Source organism: Serratia sp. 25CWL12 (assembly GCF_055790885.1).
The window spans coordinates 1,239,176-1,264,252 of the sequence record NZ_CM147698.1 but is presented as its reverse complement, the minus strand read 5'-3'; the positions used below and the strand labels follow the sequence as shown (position 1 = coordinate 1,264,252).

The following is a 25,077-nucleotide window of genomic DNA, read 5'->3' as shown; positions in this document are numbered from 1 at the left end:
GAGTTGGCTTTGGGTTAACTATCGATATTTCTTGTTCCGACGAAGGTTCAAGCCCAGAGGCTGTTTTCTCTGCTGTATTCTCTGCTGTTTTCTCTACTTCCTGCATCACTGCAGATTGTGTTTGTGGTAAAGCGGCAGTTAGCGCTTGCAATGACCCGCCATTAATCCCTATTTCTTGCAGCAAAGAGTCGATAATAGGGGCATTAGTCCGGTAAGAAAGGGCGGCAGATAATGCCTGTTCTGCCAGATTAGCATTCCCCCCTGAAGAGGCTGTTACACCTGCAGCCATATTCGAACGATTTAGTCCATCAACCTGTACGATCTTGATACCCTCTATCGCCTTCATCGGCTCTACTGATTTTTCAATGATCGCAGGCATTGCTTGCAGTAATGCCAGCTTAAACTTCAGGCTAGTCTGATCGTTAGAAAGCATATTAACTGCATCATTGAATGCACGCTGTGCTTCTGCCTCGGCAAGCCCTTTTTGACGTGCTGCCTCGGCCAATTCGATAATAGCGGCAGCCTGTAATTCTGCGGCTTCTTTTTCTGCACGCGCTTTAAGCGTTAGTTGCATCGCTTCGGTTTCCGCTTTCTGACGAGCTTCAATCAAAGCAACCTGTTTAGCACGATCAGCCTCCGCTGTCTGGCGGGTGGTTTCAACGTTTTGCTCCGCTTTTACTGCTTCGGTCAGCGCCTCGTTGGCACGAGCCTGCGCCTGGGACTGTTGTTCCGACTTGGATGCAATGGCAATCGCTTTATCCTGTTCAGCAATTTCTGTCACTTTTTGCTGCTCAATGGCCGCCATTTCAGTCACTTTACTCTGCTCGATTTCTTTAATCCGGATTTCACGATCCGCTTCCACTTTACGAGCTCGTATTGCCTGTTCACGCTCAATTTCTGACTCTTCAATCTGGCGCTCAGCGGAGATACGACTCTGCTCGGCCTCTCGCCGACGCTCTGCTTCAAACGTGACAATCCGCGAATTCTGTTCCGCACTCCGAGTTTTTACCTGCTGTTCCTGTTCCAATGACATGAACGCTTCTTGCTGTTCTATCTCCAGTTTGCGGGATAAGGCATCGCGGTTTTTTTCACGAACCGCCACCTCCACATCCTGCTCAACCTCATTACGCTCACGACGACGACGCTCGGTTTCCTGAGTGAGTTTAGTCAACCCTTCTGCATCGAAGGCATTATTAGGGTCGAAATACTCTTTGGAGGTTTGGTTAAAATTAGTCAGTGACACACTTTCCAGTTCCAGACCGTTTTTAGCCAAATCTTCAGCTACAGTGTTCTGCACCCCTTGAACAAATTTTTCCCGGGTGTCCTGCAGATCCTGCATAGTCATCTGCGCTGCAGTAGAGCGCAAAGCATCAACAAATTTGTCTTCCACCAGTTGACGTAAATCTTCCGGTGACAAGGTACGCTGGCCGAGGGTCTGCGCCGCAGTAGAAATCCCTTCAATGGTTGGCTGCACGCGAACAAAGAATGCCACCACCACATCCACCCGCATTCTGTCCTTGGTGATCAAGCTATCACGCATCGCGCGGCTGACCTCCAACTTCAGCGTTTTCATATTAATCGGGATAATTTCATGAAACACCGGCAGAACAATGGCACCACCACTTAAAACGACTTTAAGCCCCCCAAGCCCGGTACGCACCATGGATTGTTCAGCAGAAGCACGTCTATACAAACGTGAAAAAATCAGTCCAATAATAAGAAAAACCAGAAGAATGCCACCTGCCATCCCTCCCCAAAAAATAATATTATCATTAATTATCACTAGATTATTCCTCCTTCAGGGTTATTAAAATGATTCCATTAACAGACTATTCTCATAAAAAATCCGGCCAAGGATTTGCAGTACCATAAAAAAGTGAGCCAGATATACGCGCTGTGACCAAGACCTTTTCCCCGCGGGAAAAAGCGACACTCGCCTCGTCTGGTTCAATCAGAATGTAATGAATGCGCCCATGCTGGTCTGTCAGTTTGGCCTCAGATGGGGAACCCGCAGTCGCAGTAGCCCCGACCATAATGGCTATCCGCCCAACAAAACTTTCTGTAGAAACAGCACTATTTTCATCACGTGGCAAATAACGGGCAATCCCTCGTCCAAACCAGCGCACACAAAACAGGCTGCTAATAAAAGCGACAACAACCGCTATCCAAACAGGTAAACCTCCGCCAGCAAACCATTGCAGCACTAACCCTGTTAAGGAGAATCCCCCAAGAAACAAAACGATAATCACTAAAAATGGCAGCCGCCCAACATGCAACCAGCCCAAAGCATGAGAAAATAGATTTTCACCTAAAGTAATGTCTGAATGAGCATTGAATGTTGCATCAATATGACTGGTCAATGAAGCCCCAATGAATACCGCCAGCATTTCCAACACACCAATAATCAGCAGCAGACACAGGGCCGTGAGAAAAGGGACATTGCCCGCAGACAGTAGATCCATATTCGCGTTTTCCCTCTACATCATGACAAAGGCCCCTGATATCCAGGAGCCTTCAAAAAGATAGAATACTGTTTATACCTTTACTTCAATAACTTAAGCTAACCGTATCATTTGTTAATGAAATCGTCAAACACCTACGGAGCAGAATCAATCTCATCCAACTCGCCCTGAATTACCTTGGCATTTGGGTTCACTTGCGGTTGAAGTTTTCCGCCGCGCGACAGGAAGTCGTTGCGCTGGAAGTAGGCATCACGCACCATCAGGTAAGGATCAGAGGAGTTGCGCAGCAGTCCGTCAGAGTCCAACAACTGGGCACGGGTTTCAACCCCTTCAACCACCCATTTGCCCGCCGACATCCAGAAAGTGAGATAGCTTAGCACCGGGTAAACGCTGTCAGCCCAATCGCCACCATCTTCACGTATCGTAAAGCTGCCATAGACCGGCAAATGGACATACGGACCATAACCAACACCATAATGCCCTAGCGTGCTACCGAAACGGCGTGGCTCTTCACGTGCCAGTTTCGGGTTAGCCATTCCTGCGACATCGATAAAGCCCCCCATTCCCAGCAAGGTATTCAAGAAGAAACGGTTGAAGTGGATCATGCCTTGATAGGGGTTACCACGCAGAAACTCGTTCACCATGCTGGCTGGCTCTTCCAGGTTGCCAGTAAAGTTGCTCAGGCCATTACGCGCCGGGGTGGGAACATAATCTCGCCATACCACTGCCACTGGGCGCACCACATACGGGTCCAGCACATTGTAGTTGAAGTTAAACATCGCCCGGTTAAAACCTTCCAGCGGATCGGATCGTCCTTGAGGATCACTACTGGACGAACTGGCGCATCCAACTAACAGCACCGTTGCAAAAGCCAACCCAGTCAGGCGAAAATTCATATCTTTTCTCCATCAAAAACCATTATTTTTTTGTCAGGGAACCTGCTTGTCTATCTGAACGCTGATCGGTTCCTTATCGTTCACGGTCTGCAGCTCACTTTCACCAAACCACTCCCCCGGTTGCGGGGTAGCCAGTCCATCACCGGAAAGGCGAACATGCACCTTCACCTGCTGCAGAGCCGAAAGCTGGCGTTCTGGCATCATAGCGTCACTGTCATCCAACGTAAATGACTGCGGGAAACGGCTGAGAGCCAACTTTTTAACCGCCACTGGCTGCGGATTTTCCCCATCAGTGACCGAAACCATTAGCGTTCCCTGTGGAGGTAAGGCCTTCGCGGCTTCCGGCGACAGGGTAACATTAACAGCAATGCTACCCTGTTGCCCACTCATCTGACGTTTTGCTTGCTCCATACTGCGTTTTATTATTTCTGTTCGCGTATCGTTAGCTGGCAACAATTTTAACATTAACTGCCATGTGCTGATGGCTTGCGGGTAATCTTGCTGTTCAAAAGCATTAAATGCCAGCAGACTCAGCACCTGCACATTAGAGTGATCTTCTGCCACCATCTTGCGCAACATCTCTGTCGCCTGTTTATTGTCAGCCGGATCGCCTGAACGCATCAACACTTGAACATAACCCAAGCGCACGTCCATATTATCTGGGGCCAGACGGTAAGCATGAGCAAAAGCCTGTGTGGCGGTGGTTGCGTTATTCAACGCCATACCAATGCGACCAAGTAAAACCCAGTCGTTAATATTGCGGTCATCATACTGTAAGGAGGTGCGTAGTCCCAGACCAAGACGAGCAATCTCTTCGGTACTCAACGGGTTAGCCTGCTCATCAGCCACTCGCTCACGCAGCTGTGGCAGTTGCTGCTCGACTTGATGCCAAGCCGCCACCTGAGTCAATCCTCCGGTTTTCAGATAAAAACCAACCGCGACCACGACCAGCAGTACCACACCGGGCACCAACGCCCAGCGGCTGATAGCACTGCCCTGCACTGGCGGTTGCTCGGGTATATCCTGTAACAGGTTCTGCTGTAATTCCTTTATCAGTTCACTGGGTTGAGCCACCACGCCTAACGCTTCATCCTGCATCAGTTCATCAAGATGATGCTGATAAAGCGCTTTATTCAAGGCATCTCGATTAACCGCCTCGTTCACTTTACCGCGCCGTAGTACCGGCACCACCAGCAAACAGGCCGCACCCGCTAACAACACTATGATAAGCAACCAAAAAGTCATTAGGTTTTCTTCCTGTCACGCTCTTCCAATAACCCGGCAAGACGCTGCTGGTCAAAGTCCGATAATTCTGGTTTATCCTCAACGCCGCGACGATGACGGGCCTTCAGGATCACCACACTGCCGCCAATCAAGACAAGCAAGAGTGGCCCAATCCACAAGATCAACGTCGCAAGCGTTACCGGGGGATCATAAGTAACAAAATTGCCATAGCGCGCGACCATATAATCGATGATTTGCTGTTTGCTTTGCCCCTGCTGCATCAATTCATACACTTTGGTACGCATATCCGCCGCAGTAATGGCGTTGGAATCGGCAATGCTATTGTTCTGGCACTTTGGGCAGCGTAACTGTTCTGTCAATTGGCGATATTGCTGTTCCTGTTCCAGGGAGTCGAATTGGTAGGTGTCGATCGCCGCAAACGCGTTCCAGCTCAGAAACAGCGCCATCAGCCAGGTGGAGAATCTCATGCATCCCCCCCAAATTGCCGATACAGGGGTAACACCTCTTGCTGCCAGATGCGTTCGTTCATATCACCTGCATGGCGATAGCGAATAATCCCCTCGCCGTCGATCAGGAAGGTCTCTGGCGCACCATAAACCCCCAGGTCTAACCCCAACATACCGTCACCATCGTATAAACTCAGGGCGTAAGGGTTACCCAACTGCTGCAACCAACGTACTGCTTGACTACGGTCATCTTTATAATTCAAACCGACAATACGTACCCCCTTGGCAGCCAGCGTATTGAGATACTCATGTTCCGCCCGGCAAGTAGGGCACCAGGTGGCCCAAACATTGAGTAGCATCGGCTTACCCTTATGCAACACCGCCTGATCAAAGGTTTGCCCAGGATGTTCGAGAGATTCAAGCTTGAACACCGGCACCGGCTTGCCAATCAATGCCGACTCCAGCAGGGTAGGTTCCTCCCCTCCGGCATTACGCATTAGTTGCAACAACAGCGCCAGTGCCAATAAAAGAAACATAATTAATGGGATAAAAAGTAACTTACGTCTCATGGCTATTCCCCGCTGTTCTCGGCAAGCTTTTGCTGTTTACTGATACGGTAACGTGGGTCAAGAAGACACAACACTCCACCCAATGCCATAAATAGGCCACCAAACCAGATCCAGCGCACAAAAGGCTTATAGTAAAGGCGTACCGCCCAAGAGCCATCATCCAGCTCCTCACCTAACGCCGCATAAAGGTCACGCGTCAGGCCACCATCAATGGCCGCTTCCGTCATCATGCTACGCGCGGTATTGTAGTAACGCTTTTCAGCCCGTAAGGTCGCTTCTGGTTGATCGTTACGAGTGACGTCAATAATCCCGACACCACCGGTATAATTCGCCCCTCGGATGTCATGCACATCACGGAAGGTAAAGCGGTAGTCACGAATTTCCACGCTATCACCCATGCGCATGCGCACATCACGTTCGATGCTGTAATTCTGGCTAAATGCAATACCGATCACCGTCACCGCGACCCCCAAGTGACCCAAGGTCATGCCCCAATGGCTGCGCGGAAGGCAGCGCAAACCGCGCCAGAAACCATGGCGATGGGTGGCCCGCTCATGCAGTTCCAGCAGCGTTAACAGGATCACCCAGAACGCCATCACCAACCCAACTACGGTCATCCCGGCAATGCTGTCTTGCAATAACCAAGGAAGTAGAACCGATAACAGCAGTGTCACCACCAGCGCCAATCCAAGACGCCGCCAAAGCTTGCCTGGTTCATCACGTCGCCAGCGAACCAGTGGCCCGATGCCTAATAACAACGCAAAGGGTGCCATCAGCCAGGTAAACATGGTGTTAAAAAAGGGCTCGCCAATAGAAATACTGCCTAGCCCTAACTGTTTATGCACCAATGGCAATAAAGTCCCTAACAGCACCACTGACATGGCGGCGATCAACAAGACGTTATTGCCCAGTAAAAAGGTTTCCCGTGAGAAAACCTCATGCTGTACCCGGCTACGTACCTGCCCGCCCTTCACGGCATACAGCAGCAGTGAACCACCAATAACAATCACCAGGTAAGCAAGAATAAACATCCCGCGCTGCGGGTCTGAGGCAAAAGCGTGTACCGACACCAGCACACCGGAACGCACCAGAAAGGTACCCAACAAGCACAGTGAAAAAGCGGTAATCGCCAGCAACACCGTCCAGGCTTTAAAGGAGCCACGCTTTTCAGTTACCGCTAATGAATGAATCAATGCGGTACCCACCAACCACGGCATAAAGGACGCATTTTCTACCGGGTCCCAGAACCACCAGCCGCCCCAGCCCAATTCATAATAGGCCCAGGCCGAACCCAACACGATGCCCAGTGTCAAGAATACCCAAGCGGCCATGGTCCAGGGCCGAGACCAGCGAGCCCAGGCCGTATCAAGCCTGCCCGCCATCAACGAAGCAATGGCGAAGGCAAACGCCACCGAGAAGCCAACATAACCCATATATAATAAAGGGGGATGGAAAATCAGCCCGATATCCTGCAGCAATGGGTTTAGATCGGCACCGTCGATGGGGAAATCAGGCAAAGTACGTACAAATGGGTTAGAGGTAACAATAATAAACAGCAAAAAGCCGACCGTTATCATCCCCATCACCGCCAAGACCCGGGCGACAGCATCAGGTGGCATCCGCTTACTGCAGCAGGCCACTGCCAGCGACCAACCACTTAATAGCCATACCCATAACAGCAGTGAACCTTGGTGGGCCCCCCAAGTCGCTGCAATACGGTAATAGACCGGCAGTTGGCTATTAGAGTTAGCGGCGACATAAGCCACGGTGAAATCATTGGTGATAAACGCATACACCAGGCAGAGGAATGCCAAGGTTATTGCCGCGCTCATGCCATAAGTTAACGGGCGAGCCACTGACATCATCCGGCTATCCTGCCGCTCAGCGCCCCAGAGTGGATAGATGCTTAATAGCAGTGAAATCGCTAATGCCAGGCACAGTAGAAAATTACCCACTTCCGGTATCATGGCAGGTTCTCCCCTTGAGGCTGGCTGCTATAGTTGGATGCTGGGCCTTGATGGTTCTCTTGCATCGCTGCGGTCACTTCTGGTGGTGTGTATTTCTCATCATGTTTTGCCAGCACTTCACGGGCATTGACAACATTACCTTCGCCTAATACGCCTTGCGCGACAACCCCCTGCCCCTCACGGAACAAGTCCGGCAGAATACCTTGGTAGGTCACATCAATGGCGCCATGAGCATCATATACTTTGAAATTCACCCGTAAGCTGTCCTGATCACGCTTAACCGAGCCAGGCATCACCATCCCGCCAATGCGCAAACGCTGACCCACTTGTGGCTTTTCATGCTTCTGCCCCTTGCCTTGTAAAATTTCACTTGGGGTATAAAACAGATCGATATTGGCACGCAGCGCATACAGCAACAGCGTGATAGTCAGCGCGATACCCATGACGACCACTATCGCCAGGTAGAGGCGGCTTTTACGACGTGGATTCACAATGATTTCTCCTGTCGATTGGCGGATTGCGGTACTGCCATTTTTTGATTTGATTGACGAATGCGCTGTTCACGGGCGGCCTGACGCCGGATCTCCACCAACAGTTGCTTACGTTGCCATAAGGTATGAGTGAGTAACCCTAGCAATGAGAGCAAGGTAACCGCCACCGCCAACCAGACGTAGAACCCATAGCCCCCCATAGCAAAAAAAGCCGACCAGGAGTTGAATGCCGCGCTACTCATGACTGACGCTCCCGATTAATCAACGCGATAACCCAGGCGCGCTGGCGCTCCTGAAGCAGAATCAGATTACGCAAACGCATCAAGGTAAGTGTGATAAAGAACAGCAGATAACCGAAAATGGCCCAACGTAATGGTGTGCGCATACTTGGCGCAATACTTTGCTGCATATTGGTCGATCCTTGATGCAATGTGTTCCACCATTCAACAGAGAAATGGATAATGGGCAGATTGACCACCCCCACCAGCACCAGAATACCCGCAGCACGCCCAGCCAGACGACGATCATCAAAGGCATTGTACAGGGCAATAATGCCTAAATAGAGGAACAACAATACCAGCTCCGAGGTTAAGCGCGCATCCCACACCCACCAGGTGCCCCACATCGGTTTGCCCCAAGCGGAACCGGTAACCAAGGCGATAAAAGTGAACACCGCCCCAACCGGCGCCATGGCAGCCACCAAGGTATCGGAAATTTTTATCTGCCATACCAGGCCGATAAACGCCGCAGCCGCCATGGAGGCATAGATCCCCATCGACCAGATCGCCGCCGGGACATGGATATACATAATGCGGAAACTATCACCTTGCTGATAATCCTTGGGGGCGAAGCCAAATCCCCACACCCAACCTATCAACAGGCAAAGCCCCCCCGCGATGGCAAACCAGGGAACTAAGCGCCCACAGAGAGAGTACAGACGCTCTGGATGGGCAAATTGATGTAACCATTTCCACATTATCTTTTTTGCTCACGGTAAAGAATTATTCGGTGGCGGCCCTGGGTACTAGGGTTATAACCACGCCACATCAATGGATACTCAGGATCAATGTATCTTCACAATCAATGTCTGCTCACAATCAATGTATGCTCACACGCAACGCCGCCGCAGTAGCGAAAGGCGCCAACGTGATGCTGCCTGCCAACATCGCCCCCAGGATAGCCAGATAACCATCTATGGGCATGCCCATGGCGGCAGCATCAATGGCCGCCGTAGCAAATATCAGCACCGGGATATACAACGGCAGGACCAACAAACTCAAGAGTACCCCCCCTTTAGGCAGCCCTACGGTCAATGCTACGCCAATCCCCCCGACCAAACTCAATACTGGCGTACCCAGCAACAAGGTCAGCGCCATCGCCCACCAGGTATGCATATCCAACGACAACAACAGCGCGACCAAGGGTGAGAGTAATAACAGTGGCAACCCAGTAACCAGCCAATGGGCACAGACTTTGCCCAACACCGTCATCGCCAGAGGGCTCGGCAAGAGTAATAACTGTTCCAAAGAGCCATCGAGGAAGTCATCACGGAATAACCGCTCTAAAGAAAGCAGTGATGCCAGCAGCGCTGCTACCCAGATAATACCCGGTGCAATGCGCGCCAGCAGTTGCGGTTCCGGCCCTACCCCCAACGGAAACAGGGTAATAACAATCAGGAAGAACCATAACGGGTTAACAATCTCGGCACCTTTGCGGAAAGCTATTTTCAGTTCACGCCGCAGGATGATAAAAAACATCAAGAACTCTCCGCGCTTGTTGCTGCCAGGCGAATTTTCCTTACCGCCGATGGGGTACCGATCAGATCTTGGTGGGTGGTGAGTATTATCATTCCCCCTGCTGCCGATGTTGTTCAAACAGTGCCGCCAGTGCAACGACACCTTGTTTGTCTATTGCCGTTAAGGGTTCATCCAGGATCCACAGCGGTTTATGACTCAGCCATAATCGCGCCAGCGCCACACGCCGCTGTTGCCCGGCGGAAAGTTGCGCCACCGGCAAATCTTCATAGCCCGTCAACCCCACTTGCTCCAATGCCTGCCAGACTGCGCCAGGCTCCGGCTGTTGATCAACGGCTTGATAAAATTGCAAATTTTCAAATGGGGTCAACATAGATTTAACCCCTGGCTGATGCCCGAGAAATAGCAGTTGCTGATGATAGTTGCTGCGGTGGTAGCGCGTATTTTCCCCTTGCCAACACACCTCACCACTCTCTGGCTGCACTAGCCCCGCCAAAATGCGCAGCAAGCTGGTTTTACCCGCGCCATTAGGCCCTTCAACCTGGATAATCTCCCCTGGGCTCACTAAAAAACTGAGCCCGTCAAACAAGAGACGTTGATCACGGAAACAACTCAGGCTTTTAGCTTCCAGCATGGGGACTTTATACTCCTCTTTAGATTGCCAAATAATAACATAAGCCATTGAGTGCTCGTAGCCCGTACCCTCATGCAAGGCTACTCCATTAGGGGTAATATCGGGTACCAGATCAAAGTTGTGCAGAAAAAACCCGCTACGTTGGCGGCTATCCTCTTCCCTGCCCTATCTGTTTTTCTTTTCATTGCCCGATGCCCCACTTAAAATTGGACAGTTCACCGTATAGCAACTGGACTATTTTAAAATGGAGTTATGTATGAAACGTTTTCCTTGGGCCGCGTTTTATCTGTTTATTGCCACTATTCCAGCCAGCTTTATCCCGGCTCAAGCCACTCAGCCCGCCACAGTTAGCGCTGAAGCAGCAGAAAGTGGCGAGCAGGAATTGGTTTTGATCGAGAAAGCCAACAAAGGGGATGCCAGTGCGGCATTCAACTTGGGCTACAGCTATTACACTCAGCAAAATTATCCCGGTGCAATACGTTGGTATGGCAAAGCCGCCGAATTGGGTAATGCGCGCGCCGCTTTTGAAATAGCAATTATTTACCGTGATGGCCTGCTCGGTGAGCCTGATATGAAAAAAATGATTTCATATTTACAACAGGCGGCCAAGCAAGGTCTTGTTTTAGCGCAAACAGAACTGGCTGTCAGTTATCTGCAAGGAACGGGGGTTGATAAAAACGAACAAACGGCCATGTACTGGTATGAACAAGCAGCAAAGCAAGGTGATGCCGAAGCGCAATACTATTTAAGCCACTTGTACTGGAAGAAACAGGACATTCAAATCGGGTTCATGGACAGTGACGGGCAAAGTTATAGAGTCACTGCTGATGGCATAACGATCAAAATCGATCCCCGTTATGAGAGCAATGATAAAAAAGCCGTCTATTGGCTTTGTCAGGCCGCAGAACATAATTATGGCGATGCACAGCTGGAACTAAGTCATTTGTATGGACATGAGTATGCTATCGGTGCCAAAAGCGGCGATATAATGGTAAACATCAAGCAACGGGACCTCTGGTTACAGAAAGCCGCCGATAATGGTGTTGAGCGAGCCAAACAAGAATTAGCTAATAATAGCGTTCCTTGGTACACCGCCGCAGAAAAGTGGGCAAAAGATCTGTTTGAGCCTACAGAGCAAGCTACCTGCCCCTATGATGCTAGTGTGTTGCAATAACGTATGGGGTGATAACTGCCCAAAGTGATGTCTATGATTTTAACAAGTTAACGTATATCACGGCGCGGTGACTCGCGCCGCAGGTGATAATCCACCTGGTACTCACTGGCATTACGGAACATCACCGAATAGTTAAGAAATTGGCCATTATCGCTGTAAGAAAGGGAGGTAATTCTTAAAATCGGTGTTAGCGGTTCAATATTGAGCAATGCGGCCATTTTTTTATCCGCCAATACTGGTGTTAAACTTTCATAATTACCGCAAATAACTATTTGGCACTCATCTTCAATATAAGTAAATTTTGACCCTTCCAGATGCGCTAGCGACAGATTGCGAAATAGTTTTACTGGCATATAACTGTCTTCTACCATCAAGGGTTTGCCATCTACTGAACGGACACGACGTGAATAATAGATCCGCTCATCAATCTTGATACGTAGCTGACTGGCAATGGCCGGTGGCGCTGGCATGACCACAAACTCCAGCACTTCACTGATCACCTGCTTGCCCTGATTTTTCATCACTTCAATAAAACCCGTCAGATTGGTGGTTTCATGATGCACATCTTTTTGTGCAACGTAAGTACCGCTGCCATGGCGCCTGACCACCAACCCCCAACTTATTAATAAATCTACAGCCTTACGGATCGTCATACGCGAGACGTTAAACTCCTCTGCCAGGCGTTTTTCACTCGGTAACGGGCTGCCAATGTTGTAATCGGCAGAGTTCAAACGAATTCGCAGTTGATCGGCAATGGATTTGTAGATCATCAGCAGATCTCTTTTAACCAAAAAATCATCAGGTAATATTCCCTATAAATATTTATTAAACAGTTAATTATACTTAATCTCGCCACCCCACTCTCTAAGTTAAAATTCTTTTGTCTAGAAAATCATTAAAAATTAGACAACTTTGGTGCAATAAAAACCATGCGTGCGATCACGAATCGCCACAACTGACCAAGCTATATCACTGACCACTTCTTATGCTCCCCCCAGCTTCATACTAAAAAAACCATCAATAATTATTCAGGTTGTTACATGAGGATTTAAGTATGCTCAGTCAAATACAACGTTTCGGCGGCGCCATGTTCACCCCAGTGCTGCTATTTCCTTTTGCCGGTATGGTGGTGGGTATCGCCATCATGCTACGTAGTCCGATGTTTGTTGGTGAGGCGCTGGCAGACCCCACGCATCTATTTGCACAAATTGTTCATATCATTGAAGAAGGGGGTTGGACGGTATTTCGTAATATGCCGCTGATATTTGCTGCTGGCTTGCCTATTGGTTTGGCTAAACAAGCTCAGGGGCGCGCTTGTCTGGCGGTATTAGTCAGTTTTCTGACCTGGAACTACTTTATTAATGCCATGGGAATGACCTGGGGAAGCTACTTTGGTGTAGACTTCACTGCTGACCCCACCGCCGGCAGCGGCTTAACCGTCATCGCCGGGATTAAAACTCTCGATACCAGTATTATTGGGGCTATTATCATTGCCGGGTTGGTCACCGCCATCCATAACCGCTATTTCGATAAACCCCTACCCGTATTTTTAGGTATTTTTCAAGGCAGTTCGTTTGTGGTCATTATCGCTTTCCTGGTGATGATCCCTTGTGCCTGGTTGACGCTTCTAAGCTGGCCTAAAGTCCAGCTGGGTATTGAGTCTTTACAGGTTTTTCTGCGTAGCGCGGGAGCCCTTGGGGTCTGGGTTTATACTTTCCTCGAACGTATTCTGATCCCAACAGGTTTGCACCACTTTGTCTATGGCCCCTTCATTTACGGCCCGGCTGCCGTAGAGGGGGGGATTCAGGTTTACTGGGCGCAGCATCTGCAAGAATTCAGCCAAAGTACCGTGCCGTTAAAAACGCTGTTCCCTGAAGGCGGTTTTGCCTTGCACGGTAACTCGAAAGTGTTCGGTTCTGTCGGTATTGCGTTGGCACTGTACTTCACCGCCAGCAAAGAAAATCGTATCAAGGTAGCGGGATTATTGATCCCAGCCACCCTCACCGCCATGTTGGTTGGCATCACTGAACCGCTGGAATTCACTTTCCTGTTTATTTCACCAGTGCTCTTTGCTGTCCATGCCGTTCTCGCCGCCACCATGGCAACCGTGATGTACCTTTTTGGCGTGGTCGGCAATATGGGCGGTGGCTTACTTGATCAGTTCCTGCCACAGAACTGGATCCCGATGTTCCATAACCATGCCTCGATGATAGCCACACAAATAGGTATCGGTATCGCGTTCACCGGGATCTATTTTGTGGTCTTCCGCACACTGATCCTGCGCTTTAATCTGAAAACCCCGGGTCGCGAAGAGAGTGAAATCAAGCTCTACAACAAAGCTGACTACCAAGCTGCACGTAAACAAACCACCGCGATGGCAAGCCAAGGCGCTAACAACCAACAGGCCGCTGCTTTCCTGCAAGCTCTAGGAGGAAGTGACAATATTTCCAGCGTCAATAATTGCGCCACTCGCTTACGTATCACCTTGGTAGATATGGCGCAAACCGCCAGTGATGATGTCTTCAAAGCACTGGGGGCACATGGTGTGGTGCGTCGCGGCAATGGTATTCAGGTCATTGTCGGCCTGCATGTTCCTCAAGTCAGGGATCAAATTGAAGCCCTGATGAAAACTATTCCTATTCCCGAAAAAACAACCATGATGGAGGCTATATCATGAAAAAATTCTCAGTCGTTGTCGCTGGTGGTGGTAGTACCTTTACCCCCGGTATTGTCTTGATGTTATTAGCTAACCAGCACCGTTTTCCGCTGCGAGCGATTAAATTCTATGATAACGATGGTGCACGTCAGGAAACCATTGCTGAAGCCTGCAAAATCATTCTGCAAGAACAAGCACCAGACATTGAATTCAGCTATACCACCCACCCACAAGCCGCTTTCAGTGATGTGGATTTTGTGATGGCACATATTCGGGTGGGTAAATACCCAATGCGGGAAAAGGACGAGAAAATTCCGCTCAGTCATGGCGTTGTCGGCCAGGAAACTTGCGGCCCAGGGGGGATCGCCTATGGGATGCGCTCCATTGGCGGTGTTCTGGAAATTGCCGATTATATGGTGAAGTACTCCCCTAATGCCTGGATGCTCAATTACTCCAACCCGGCGGCGATTGTTGCCGAGGCTACGCGCCGGCTGCGCCCTCAAGCCAAAATTCTCAATATCTGTGATATGCCGATTGGCATTGAAGCCCGCATGGCGCAAATTGCCGGGTTGCAAGACCGCAAGCAGATGCGCACTCGCTACTATGGGCTGAATCACTTTGGCTGGTGGACGTCTGTCGAAGATCTGGCAGGCAATGATTTAATGCCGAAAATTCGTCAACATGTAGAAAAATTCGGTTATGTCCCACCAACAGACCATCACGCCACCGAAGCCAGTTGGAATGATACCTTCGCAAAAGCGAAAGATGTGTGGGCCTTGGATCCTACCACGCTGCCGAACACCTATCTGAAGTATTACCTGTTCCCCGATTACGTGGTGCAACATGCCAACCCGCAACACACCCGGGCAAACGAGGTTATGCAACACCGTGAAAAACAAGTCTTTGGTTCCTGTCATGCCATCATTCAGGCGGGGAAATCCTCCGCAGGTCATTTGGAAATTGACGAACACGCTTCCTATATTGTTGATCTGGCCACCGCTATCGCCTTCAACACTCAAGAACGCATGTTGTTGATTGTGCCCAATAATGGTGCCATCAATAATTTTGATCCTGAAGCGATGCTGGAGATCCCTTGTCTGGTGGGAACTAACGGGCCAGAGCCCTTGGTGGTGGGGAATATACCGCAATTTCAGAAAGGTTTGATGAGCCAGCAAGTGGCGGTGGAAAAACTGGTGGTCGACGCCTGGGAACAAAGGAGTTACCTGAAACTGTGGCAGGCGATCACCTTGTCTAAAACGGTACCGAGTGCTTCAGTTGCCAAGGCTATTCTTGATGACCTGATCGCCGCCAATAAGGAATACTGGCCAGAGCTACACTAAGCACTGTTAAGTTGTGTTAGGAAAAGGCCCCGAAGGTTATCCTCGGGGCTTTTATACAGAATTGCCTAGGCTGTCTGCGATTGCTTTTTATAGATAGAGCGATAGTGATTGAGACGCTCAAAAAAATTATCGCACTGTTCAGGTGACATATTACCAGCCACACCATTAGCATCGATTTCACGCCCTTGAAATTCTAAGAATGCCACCGTAGAAGCGAGAAAATCCATGTTGCTCGTATTTTTTGCGTAAACGTAACACTTTTCCAAGGTTTCCATTGCCTCCTCCTGAACGTTTTACAGTAAAAAAACAATGTGTTATCACTTAGATGCTGACAGCTCACAAAGCAAGCTACAGACATAATAATACTCTTACTGAATAAAAAATATACACACCCTGTACAATTCAGTAAAAAAAGCATAGTTCAAAATCGGAACCCTGCCACACAAAGATTCTCGTTCATTACTGGAGGCTGTCTACCCTTGGCTATCGTCTGGTATAACTGATTACGCGGTAGACGATTTGGCGGGTTTGATCAGCCCATCAGCCCGGAACATCGCCTTGATGCCACGCACCGCCTGGCGGATACGATCCTGGTTTTCAATCAACGCAAAGCGTACATGGCTATCGCCGTAATCACCAAAACCAATTCCTGGCGAGACGCACACTTTGGCTTCTGCCAGCAAGCGTTTGGCAAACTCCAATGACCCCAGATGAGCGTAGGGCTGCGGAATTCTCGCCCACACATACATCGAGGCTTTGGGGTTCTCCACCATCCAACCGGCTTCGTGCAACCCTTTCACCAACACATTACGGCGCTGACGATACTGCTCGGCAATATCCAGCACACACTGTTGATCCCCTTCCAACGCGGCAATAGCAGCCACCTGCAGTGGGGTAAAGGTACCGTAATCGTGGTAGCTTTTAATCCGCGCCAATGCACTGACTAATTCTGGATTACCCACCATAAAACCAATACGCCAGCCCGCCATATTGTAGCTTTTTGATAGCGTAAAGAACTCTACAGCAATCTCTTTGGCACCGGGTACCTGCATAATGGAAGGGGCCTTCCAGCCGTCATACACAATATCGGCATAGGCCAGATCGTGAATCACCAACACATCGTATTGCTTGGCCAGTGCCACCACGCGCTCAAAGAAATCCAGCTCAACACATTGCGCCGTCGGGTTAGACGGGAAGCCAAGAATCATCATTTTTGGCCGTGGAATGGTTTCACGAATGGCCCGCTCTAATTCACCAAAAAAGTCGCCCCCTTCCACTAACGGCACCGAGCGCACCTGAGCACCGGCAATCACCGCACCGTAAATATGGATCGGATAGCTGGGGTTTGGCACCAACACCGTATCCCCATGGTCAAGGGTCGCCAACATCAAATGTGCCAGCCCCTCTTTCGAACCAATGGTGACAATGGCTTCACTTTCAGGGTCGATATCCACCTGATAGCGCTCCTGGTACCAGTGCGAAATGGCCCGGCGCAAACGAGGAATACCCCGTGATGTTGAGTAGCCATGGGTATCTTCCCGTTGTGCTACCGTGCAGAGTTTTTCAACAATATGTGGGGGGGTTGGCCCATCCGGGTTACCCATGCTGAAATCAATAATATCCTCACCGCGACGGCGTGCAGCCATTTTCAGTTCAGAAGTGATATTGAAAACATAAGGAGGAAGACGTTCAATCCGTGTGAAACGGCGTGGGTTGTTATCAGACATAAATACCTCAAAAGACGTTAGCGCCCGGACCATCCGAGCGACGTTGACCACTGAGTGGCCAGTGTTTGAACATATCCCACCGCCGTAAGGCTGTCGAGTCCCCCCAATAAAAATTTTTTCCGGCTTGATGCCAGGGCTCAGCAGCGCTGTATCCCTTAGCCAGCGTTGATGACCAACAGGCTTTTGCACTTAGTCCCAGACTGAGAATAAAGATTGACGAAACCCTTGCCAAAAACTGACATCAGTTTCGAATAACGAAAACAGGGAAGTTATGAATGAAACATTTCCCTTTATTTCCCTCTAATAAAACCGGATAATGGTTAACGTAAAAACAACAAAACATCAACCTTCTCTCTGTACCCAGTGCATTCAAGTTGAGGTCAAACTCCCCGCGCCTTAAATGACAACGGGAATGCCCTCGCTCAAAGACCACCCAAGGAGAACACCCATGGCTGCCTTACTTATCGATGACATTCCTGCCGCAATAAAGACGGTCAAACAGCAGTTACGCCAAACGCTACCTAACTACCGTGAAGTCTTCCTGGCTCTGGAAGATGATATTCGCCAGCAGGTTGAGCAAATCCGTCAGGAACTGGCAAATGGTCAGCAGGCGGTTCCTCAGCTTGATGCTGAAGATATTCTCCAGCATCGCGTCAGCGAGCAACAAATCGCATTAATTAAACAACGCGGCGTCTGTGCGATTCGTGGTGTATTTCCACCAAGCCAGGCGGAAAACTGGAATCAGGAGATCGGCGATTATCTGGAGCGCAATAACTTCGTTGAGCGGCTAAAGAACGCCGCCGAAGATAACTACTTCGGTAAACTGGAAGCTAAAAAGCCACAAATATATGGTATCTACTGGTCAAAACCGCAAGTTGAAGCCCGCCAGCACCAACGTATGCACGCCGTACAGGTGTTTCTTAATAGCCTGTGGGAAACGGAAAGCAACGGTAAACAGCACTTTGACCCCACCCGCGTCACGACTTATGCTGACCGTACCCGTCGCCGCCCGCCAAACTCCTCATCACTGGGGCTTTCCCCGCACGTGGACAGTGGCACAATCGAGCGCTGGCTGGATGAAAATTTCCGCTACGTCTATCGCCATGTATTTTCTGGCCATTGGCAGCAGTATGATCCTTTTGCTGCCGATGGTCGTACCGAAGTACGCGAAATCGCCTCACCGGCGGTATGCTCGATGTTCCGAACCTTTCAGGGCTGGACGGCATTAACACCACAACGTACCCATGCTGGCACACTCAATGTGGTACCGATCGCCAATGCCATGGCTTATATCTTGTTGCGCGCGTTACAAGATGATGTGGCTGAAGATGATTTATGTGATGCAGCGCCAGGGCGTGCCTTGTCGATATCAGAGAAATGGCATCCCCTTTTATTACAAGGATTATCCCCTATTCCCGATCTGGAACCCGGAGATACGGTATTTTGGCACTGTGATGTGATTCATTCTGTTGAAAATGAGCACCATGGTGAATTTGACAGTAACGTCATGTACATTGCCGCAGCACCCGGGTGTAAGAAAAATGATGCCTACTTGCAGCGGCAGTTGCCTAGCTTTCTGTCAGGTAAAACGCCACCTGATTTCGCTGCAGATGATTTTGAAGTGGATTTTATTGGCCGTGCCGGTGTTGAGATGTTGACCCCGCTGGGCAAAGCTCAGTTAGGTATCAAGTAATAGCCAGGCTGCCTAACCACGGCAGCCATTAAACAAAATGAACCTTCCCTCACCACCGGGCTCCCCCTTGCCGTTTCAATGGTGACGGGTATTGGCCAGTCATTATCTACGTGGGCCTTTTGGACCACGATAATAATACCCTGGTGGCGGCATACGGTAATGTGGCCGTGAATGCCACTCCCGTGGTGGAGGCCCATAATAGTAGCCCCGTGGCGGCTGGACATACTGCGGTGGCGCATAATGGTGATGATGCCGATGCCTCCTAGGTGGTTCACGCCAGTAGTCACCATCCCAGTAATAGCCGCGTGCATCACGATCCCCCACATGCAGTGACAGACCGGGCACGTTAACACCGATGGATACCTCCGCATGAGTCACCATCGGCAGGGCCGATGATAGTAACATCCCCAGTAACAATGCTTTTCTCATTAACTCAACCCCTACAGAATGGAATCTGCCTGTTCAGCCATTACTGTAGCGCCACCACAGCGCGCATACTAGAGGGAAAAAGCCCAATTACCTGTTTCAGACGTATTCTTCACTATTTCTGCACAATGTTGGCCTCCTTGCCCGAAGGATCCCCTACAAATGCATGCCCAGGCTTTGACGCAAATGTGCCCCTGCCCCTAATAAGCCCGGTTGAGGGTGAGTGATCATAAATACAGGAATTTCCTGCACATACTCTCTAAAACGGCCCTTATCTTCAAACGCTGCGCGAAACCCGGAAGCCTTAAAAAACGCCAAGAAACGTGGCACAATGCCGCCAGCAATATATACCCCGCCAAACGTTCCCAAGTTCAGTGCCAGGTTGCCACCAAAACGCCCCATCATTACACAAAACAGCGATAATGCGCGGCGACAATCGGTACAGCTATCCGCTAACGCTCGCTCAGTAATATCTTGCGGTTTCAGCGCTTCCGGTTGACGCTGGTCCGCCTTGACAATGGCTCGGTACAGATTCACCAGCCCAGGGCCTGACAAGACCCGCTCAGCCGAAACGCGGCCTACTTCGGCTCGTAGCACCTGTAAGATGCTGTGCTCTTCGTCACTGTTTGGTGCTAAATCGACATGCCCCCCTTCCCCGGGCAAACTGACCCAGCGCTGGTTAACCGGCACCAAATGCGCCACGCCCAAACCCGTACCGGCGCCATACACCGCGATGGGTTTATCTTTACGCGCTTTACCGCCGCCAAACTGTAAAACATCAGACTCCGACAACATCGGGATTGCCATGGAAACTGCGGTAAAATCGTTAATCACTTCCAGATGATTAAGCCCCAGATTAGCTTTCATCTGTTTAATTGAAAAAGCCCAGCTATGATTGGTCATCGCGACCCAATCATCTGTAACCGGGCAAGCAATGGCAATACAGGCATTTTCAACACACTGCTGCTGCTCAGCCAGGTAGTGACCAACCACCGCCTCAAGGCTGTCAAATTCCAGGCCGGAGTAGGTTTTATCCTGGGTAATCTCACCCGTTTCAAGCGTACACAACGCCAGACGGGCATTGGTACCGCCCACATCACCTACGAGAGCATAGGTCATTGATATTTTCTCCCTAATCAGTAAAGCAAAACGGTATACACCGTAAAAGCATATCGCTAAACATCTCCTCTCCATTCAGCCCTCAGGCTCCAATAGCGAACCCGATCACAAAAAATGTTTCGCCCAGCACGATTTTCAACCATCTATTGGGCTGTTATTGCTTGTTGATGCTTAAGACAGTCAAGGGAGGGTCAGCTCAGTGCATACCTGGCTGCGGCATAGGCGTGAATTGCCGTGGTATCGAAGACCGGCACCGTGGCATCTTGGGCACCAACCAGGAGGCTAATCTCAGTACAACCAAAAATGATCCCTTCAGCACCCTGCTGTTCCAGTTTACTGATAATCCGCTGGTACTCCGCCCGAGAAGGCGCAAGGATATTACCCAAACACAGCTCTTGATAAATAATACGGTGGATAATCTCACGGTCCGCAGCGTCCGGCGTGATGACCTCAAGGCCAAATTTATCCTGCAGACGCCCACGGTAAAAATCCTGCTCCATGGTAAAACGCGTGCCTAACAACCCGATACGGCGGATATCTTGTTGGCATACCTGCTCTGCGGTGGCATCCGCAATATGGATTAACGGTAGGCCACTGGCTTGCTCTACGGCATCCGCTACCTTATGCATGGTGTTGGTGCAAATGACAATGGCCTCAGCACCTGCGGCACGCAGCGCGCTGGCGGCGGATGCTAACAGGCGCCCGGCCCCGTCCCAATCCCCTTGATGTTGCAACCGCTCCACTTCGTGAAAATCCACGCTATAAAGCACAATTTTTGCCGAATGGAGACCGCCAAGCTGAGTTTTTACCTGCTCATTAATCATGCGATAATACGGTATGGTGGATTCCCAGCTCATTCCACCTAATAAGCCCAGTACCTTCATTTTTCTCTTCTCACTGTTATTAACCCCATCAACCAAACATTACTCGAGAACGAGCAATCTGACGACATCATTATGTTAAGTGAGAATATTGGTCATCACTGAGGAAAAGCATGGTTGTAACGATGGTCTAAAAAAGACTACTCACCAGTAAGTAACCATTCAACCCCACCACCACCACCACGATGGAAATACCGATGTATTGGATGGTGCGGCTGTTAACCATCTCCCCCATCAGTTGGCGATTACCGGTAAACACCAGCAACGGTACCAGCGCCAGAGCAATCCCAAAGCTCAGTAGGACCTGGCTGAGTACCAGTACCCGTGTTGCGTCCATCCCCAGCATAATGACAATAAACGATGGCAACATGGTAACCACACGTCGTACCCATAGGGGAATGTAAAAACGAATAAACCCTTGCATCACCACCTGCCCCGCCAGTGTTCCCACCACGGTGGAGGAGAGACCCGCAGCCAGCAAGCTCAAGCCAAAAATGGTTGCCGCTGCGTTGCCCAGCAACGGTTGTAATGTCAGATAGGCTTGATCAAGATCGACAATGCCAGTGTGACCATTAAAGTGAAATGCCGCAGCAGCGGTCGCCATCATCGCCAGGTTAACAAAACCGGCAATGGTCATGGCGATAGCGACGTCCACTTTGGTTGCTGCATAACGCTCAGCTTTAGAGTCTTTACCGGCGTTCTGCGTCAATGACGAATGCAGATAGATCACATGAGGCATGATAGTCGCCCCCAGCACCCCGGCAGCCAGAAACACGGCATCGCTATTGGGTAAATCCGGTATCGCCATGCCCTTCAATACCCCACTCAATTGGGGCTGAGAAAAGGCCAATTCGACAATGTAAGCCGCAGCCACAAACAGCAGCAGGCCACCAATAACCAGTTCCAGTGGCTTTTGATCGCGTCTTTGCAACATCAGGATCAGGAACGTGGCAATAGCGGTCAGGACGGTCCCCTGTAGCAACGAGACCCCCAATAGCATTTTAAAACCGATGGCCGCACCGATAAACTCGGCCAGATCAGTGGCCATAGCGATAATTTCTGCTTGTACCCAATAGGCCCAAACTACCGGACGAGGGAAACGATCACGAATATGTTCAGCCAGGTTTTTATTGGTCGCAATGCCGAGCTTGGCGGAAAGCAACTGGATCAACATCGCCATGACATTGGCCCATACCACTACCCACAGCAAGGTATAGCCAAAAGAAGCACCGGACTGAATATTAGTGGCGAAGTTACCGGGGTCAATGTAGCCAATAGCCGCAATAAACGCAGGCCCCATCAGAGAAAGTTTGATCTTTCTCGACCTGCGGATCGATGTTGTTTCATTCACTGTGCGACTGTTCAGCATTGTCTGAACCCCTTGTTAATGATTCCCTGCCATATACTTTTGCACTAATGATAATAATTATCAAACGCATTTATCGTGATAATACTTATCGCTGCGATAACCAATAAGCCAAACCTTATTCATGGATCGCGCTAAACCTTGCTGTTTTACTGACTGAGTATGGCAACACCCGGCTAAAAATACACACATAAGTAACATTAGTCGTTACATTTAAACCAATAATTAACATTTTATTGCTGGCGCGACTTTAGTCAGCATTCTGTCTACTGGCATCGCCGGCCTGGTATTAGGTTGTTAACATAGGAAAATGCCCGGTTAAACTCACCGGGTATTCTTCATATTGGAAAGTAGAATGCGCTAAAAGCAAAAAGCCGACTTAAAGTCGGCTTTTTAGAATGATGGTGGAGCTAGACGGGATCGAACCGTCGACCTCTTGCATGCCATGCAAGCGCTCTCCCAGCTGAGCTATAACCCCACAAAGTGCTACGCATTAACCGGCGTTACGGTGTTCACCGACTCTTTATAAAAGAGTTTGGTGGAGCTAGACGGGATCGAACCGTCGACCTCTTGCATGCCATGCAAGCGCTCTCCCAGCTGAGCTATAGCCCCAATCCACAATAACAAAATTCAGTGAACGGGGCGCATAATATGAAACCCCTGAAACAGTGTCAACGGCTAAATTGAATTACTCGATCAAGCGCTGAAAAAGCCACCACGTCAACACCATTAATGCGAAAAAATCACCTTACCCGCTCAACAGCATAAAGCTCAGCCGATCACTTCTCTGGGCTTTATCTGTTGCTGGTCTGACTTAAGCTTGGGCTTCACGCTGCGCAATATACGCCAACGCCTGGTCAATACGCTTAAGCGACCGTGCCTGGCCGATAGCATGCACGGTAACATCCATACCTGGCGACTGACTGACACCCGTAACGGCAACGCGCAATGGCATCCCGACCTTACCCATGCCTAACCCCAGTTCATCTGCGCTTCCCTGAATCGCATCATGTACATTTTCTGGTGTCCAGGTCGTGATCGCCGCCAGTTTGGCACGTACCACCTCTAAAGGTTGCCGAGCTACCGGGCGCAAATGCTTCTTGGCAGCATCCGCATCAAACTCACTAAAATCTTGATAGAAGTAATGGCAAGACTCCGCCATCTCCTTCAACGTTTTGCAACGTTCTCCCAGCAACTTAACGATATCTTTAAGTTCTGGGCCATTGCGGGTCTCAATCCCTTGCTGCTCAATATGCCATGCCAGATAGACCGCCACCTCTTCTGCTGGTAGGTGGTTAATATAGTGATGGTTTAGCCACTGTAGCTTCTCGGTGTTGAAAGCACTGGCCGATTTATTAATCGCGTCCAGTGTGAACAGTTGCTTCATTTCGTCAATCGAGAAGATCTCCTGATCACCGTGTGACCAGCCCAAACGCACCAGATAGTTCAGCAGTGCCTGCGGCAGATAGCCATCATCACGGTACTGCATCACGCTCACTGCACCATGGCGTTTAGACAATTTCTTGCCATCATCCCCCAGGATCATCGACACATGGGCATATTCCGGTACTGGCGCGCCCAGTGCTTTCAGGATATTAATCTGGCGCGGGGTATTATTGATATGGTCTTCACCACGGATCACATGGGTAATTTCCATATCCCAGTCGTCGATCACCACACAGAAGTTATAGGTTGGTGCGCCATCGGTACGGCGGATAATCAGATCATCCAATTCCTGATTACTAAACTCTATAGGACCGCGGATTTTATCGTCAAAAATGACCGAGCCTTGTTGCGGATTGCGAAAACGCACCACATAAGGTTCATCAGCAGTATGGCTACACTCACTATCACGGCAACGGCCGTCATAACGTGGTTTTTCGCCATCGGTCATTTGCTGCTCACGTAATGCCTCCAGCCGCTCTTTGGAGCAGTAGCATTTATAGGCGGTTCCCTGCTGCAGCATTTCATCGATCACCGCATTGTAGCGATCAAAACGCTTGGTTTGAAAATAGGGGCCTTCATCCCAATCCAGATTTAACCAGTTCATGCCATCCATAATTGCGTCGATAGCCTCCTGGGTTGAGCGTTCGAGATCAGTATCTTCAATACGCAGTACAAACTCACCACCGTTATGGCGGCTAAACAACCAGGAATAGAGCGCAGTACGGGCACCACCGACATGAAGATAGCCGGTAGGGCTAGGGGCAAAGCGGGTTTTAATTTTCATT

Annotated in this window: 22 protein-coding genes, 2 tRNA genes and 2 pseudogenes; 4 read left to right on the top strand and 22 right to left on the bottom strand. The window is 49.9% G+C overall.

The features are described 5' to 3' along the window. Positions 1-118 precede the first annotated feature (118 nt). The 12 genes and pseudogenes from ACX9GV_RS05500 to ccmA all read right to left on the bottom strand — a co-directional run. A pseudogene (locus tag ACX9GV_RS05500) lies at positions 119-1,747 on the bottom strand (flotillin family protein); the annotation flags it as partial. Between the two features lie 88 nt (positions 1,748-1,835). Further along, the gene (locus tag ACX9GV_RS05495; RefSeq protein ID WP_473197328.1) at positions 1,836-2,462 is read right to left on the bottom strand and encodes a YqiJ family protein; all 627 of its coding nucleotides are present in this window, start codon (positions 2,460-2,462) and stop codon (positions 1,836-1,838) included. A gap of 134 nt (positions 2,463-2,596) precedes the next feature. Then, the gene (gene mlaA, locus ACX9GV_RS05490) at positions 2,597-3,358 is read right to left on the bottom strand and encodes a phospholipid-binding lipoprotein MlaA (RefSeq protein WP_473197327.1); all 762 of its coding nucleotides are present in this window, start codon (positions 3,356-3,358) and stop codon (positions 2,597-2,599) included. Positions 3,359-3,391: 33 nt separating this feature from the next. Next, positions 3,392-4,603, bottom strand: coding sequence for a c-type cytochrome biogenesis protein CcmI (gene ccmI, locus ACX9GV_RS05485; RefSeq protein WP_473197326.1), 1,212 nt, complete (start codon positions 4,601-4,603; stop codon positions 3,392-3,394). Beyond that, positions 4,603-5,070: a cytochrome c-type biogenesis protein gene (locus ACX9GV_RS05480; RefSeq protein ID WP_023491328.1), complete on the bottom strand. Its 468-nt coding sequence runs from the start codon at positions 5,068-5,070 to the stop codon at positions 4,603-4,605. Before ACX9GV_RS05480 ends, ccmI begins: the two co-directional genes overlap by 1 nt. Then, on the bottom strand, positions 5,067-5,618 hold the full coding sequence (locus tag ACX9GV_RS05475; protein ID WP_023491329.1) for a DsbE family thiol:disulfide interchange protein: 552 nt from the start codon (positions 5,616-5,618) through the stop codon (positions 5,067-5,069). The genes ACX9GV_RS05480 and ACX9GV_RS05475 overlap by 4 nt, the downstream gene beginning before the upstream one ends. Before the next feature lie 2 nt (positions 5,619-5,620). Next, positions 5,621-7,585: a heme lyase CcmF/NrfE family subunit gene (locus tag ACX9GV_RS05470; RefSeq protein WP_473197325.1), complete on the bottom strand. Its 1,965-nt coding sequence runs from the start codon at positions 7,583-7,585 to the stop codon at positions 5,621-5,623. Further along, positions 7,582-8,076: a cytochrome c maturation protein CcmE gene (gene ccmE / locus ACX9GV_RS05465; protein ID WP_473197324.1), complete on the bottom strand. Its 495-nt coding sequence runs from the start codon at positions 8,074-8,076 to the stop codon at positions 7,582-7,584. Before ccmE ends, ACX9GV_RS05470 begins: the two co-directional genes overlap by 4 nt. Further along, positions 8,073-8,318 (bottom strand): heme exporter protein CcmD, encoded by a 246-nt coding sequence (gene ccmD / locus ACX9GV_RS05460; RefSeq protein ID WP_473197323.1) that lies wholly within the window; start codon positions 8,316-8,318, stop codon positions 8,073-8,075. Before ccmD ends, ccmE begins: the two co-directional genes overlap by 4 nt. After that, a complete protein-coding gene (locus ACX9GV_RS05455; protein ID WP_473197322.1) occupies positions 8,315-9,052 on the bottom strand; it encodes a heme ABC transporter permease in 738 nt (245 codons plus the stop codon). The genes ccmD and ACX9GV_RS05455 overlap by 4 nt, the downstream gene beginning before the upstream one ends. Before the next feature lie 121 nt (positions 9,053-9,173). Further along, entirely contained in the window at positions 9,174-9,833 is a 660-nt protein-coding gene (gene ccmB / locus ACX9GV_RS05450) for a heme exporter protein CcmB (protein WP_023491336.1), read from the bottom strand. Further along, positions 9,833-10,464 (bottom strand): annotated as a pseudogene (ccmA, locus tag ACX9GV_RS05445) (cytochrome c biogenesis heme-transporting ATPase CcmA). The gene ccmB and the pseudogene ccmA overlap by 1 nt, the downstream one beginning before the upstream one ends. Before the next feature lie 256 nt (positions 10,465-10,720). Between ccmA and ACX9GV_RS05440 the strand changes: the two are divergent. Continuing rightward, positions 10,721-11,638: a tetratricopeptide repeat protein gene (locus tag ACX9GV_RS05440; RefSeq protein WP_473197321.1), complete on the top strand. Its 918-nt coding sequence runs from the start codon at positions 10,721-10,723 to the stop codon at positions 11,636-11,638. A 47-nt stretch (positions 11,639-11,685) separates the two neighbouring features. Here ACX9GV_RS05440 and ACX9GV_RS05435 read toward each other — a convergent pair whose 3' ends face one another. Beyond that, positions 11,686-12,408 carry a GntR family transcriptional regulator gene (locus ACX9GV_RS05435; protein WP_473197320.1) on the bottom strand — a complete coding sequence of 241 codons (723 nt, stop codon included), beginning with the start codon at positions 12,406-12,408 and terminating at the stop codon, positions 11,686-11,688. A 284-nt stretch (positions 12,409-12,692) separates the two neighbouring features. On the opposite strand from ACX9GV_RS05435, the gene ACX9GV_RS05430 reads away from it, so the two are divergent. Further along, positions 12,693-14,315, top strand: a complete 1,623-nt coding sequence (locus ACX9GV_RS05430) for an alpha-glucoside-specific PTS transporter subunit IIBC (RefSeq protein WP_473197319.1) — start codon at positions 12,693-12,695, stop codon at positions 14,313-14,315. Beyond that, positions 14,312-15,634 (top strand): 6-phospho-alpha-glucosidase, encoded by a 1,323-nt coding sequence (locus ACX9GV_RS05425; protein WP_473197318.1) that lies wholly within the window; start codon positions 14,312-14,314, stop codon positions 15,632-15,634. Before ACX9GV_RS05430 ends, ACX9GV_RS05425 begins: the two co-directional genes overlap by 4 nt. A gap of 65 nt (positions 15,635-15,699) precedes the next feature. Here the strand turns inward: ACX9GV_RS05425 and ACX9GV_RS05420 are convergent, their stop codons facing one another. Beyond that, positions 15,700-15,909, bottom strand: a complete 210-nt coding sequence (locus ACX9GV_RS05420; protein ID WP_473197317.1) for a glycogen synthesis protein — start codon at positions 15,907-15,909, stop codon at positions 15,700-15,702. A gap of 228 nt (positions 15,910-16,137) precedes the next feature. Continuing rightward, positions 16,138-17,361 (bottom strand): alanine transaminase, encoded by a 1,224-nt coding sequence (gene alaC, locus ACX9GV_RS05415; RefSeq protein ID WP_473197316.1) that lies wholly within the window; start codon positions 17,359-17,361, stop codon positions 16,138-16,140. Positions 17,362-17,809: 448 nt separating this feature from the next. Here alaC and ACX9GV_RS05410 point away from each other — a divergent pair, with 448 nt between their 5' ends. Continuing rightward, positions 17,810-19,054: a DUF1479 domain-containing protein gene (locus tag ACX9GV_RS05410; RefSeq protein WP_473197315.1), complete on the top strand. Its 1,245-nt coding sequence runs from the start codon at positions 17,810-17,812 to the stop codon at positions 19,052-19,054. 102 nt (positions 19,055-19,156) lie between these two features. On the opposite strand, the gene ACX9GV_RS05405 is transcribed toward ACX9GV_RS05410, so the two are convergent. From ACX9GV_RS05405 to gltX, 7 genes are all read right to left on the bottom strand, one after another. Then, positions 19,157-19,483, bottom strand: coding sequence for a DUF2502 domain-containing protein (locus tag ACX9GV_RS05405; RefSeq protein WP_473197314.1), 327 nt, complete (start codon positions 19,481-19,483; stop codon positions 19,157-19,159). A gap of 153 nt (positions 19,484-19,636) precedes the next feature. Beyond that, positions 19,637-20,599, bottom strand: a complete 963-nt coding sequence (gene glk / locus ACX9GV_RS05400) for a glucokinase (RefSeq protein ID WP_473197313.1) — start codon at positions 20,597-20,599, stop codon at positions 19,637-19,639. Positions 20,600-20,790: 191 nt separating this feature from the next. Further along, positions 20,791-21,483, bottom strand: a complete 693-nt coding sequence (locus ACX9GV_RS05395; RefSeq protein ID WP_473197312.1) for an aspartate/glutamate racemase family protein — start codon at positions 21,481-21,483, stop codon at positions 20,791-20,793. 127 nt (positions 21,484-21,610) lie between these two features. Beyond that, positions 21,611-22,849, bottom strand: coding sequence for an Nramp family divalent metal transporter (locus ACX9GV_RS05390; protein WP_473197311.1), 1,239 nt, complete (start codon positions 22,847-22,849; stop codon positions 21,611-21,613). A gap of 399 nt (positions 22,850-23,248) precedes the next feature. Next, positions 23,249-23,324 (bottom strand) — tRNA-Ala (locus tag ACX9GV_RS05385). 58 nt (positions 23,325-23,382) lie between these two features. Then, positions 23,383-23,458: transfer RNA gene (locus tag ACX9GV_RS05380), tRNA-Ala, on the bottom strand. A 202-nt stretch (positions 23,459-23,660) separates the two neighbouring features. Next, positions 23,661-25,076: a glutamate--tRNA ligase gene (gene gltX / locus ACX9GV_RS05375; protein WP_037384097.1), complete on the bottom strand. Its 1,416-nt coding sequence runs from the start codon at positions 25,074-25,076 to the stop codon at positions 23,661-23,663. Position 25,077 lies beyond the last annotated feature (1 nt).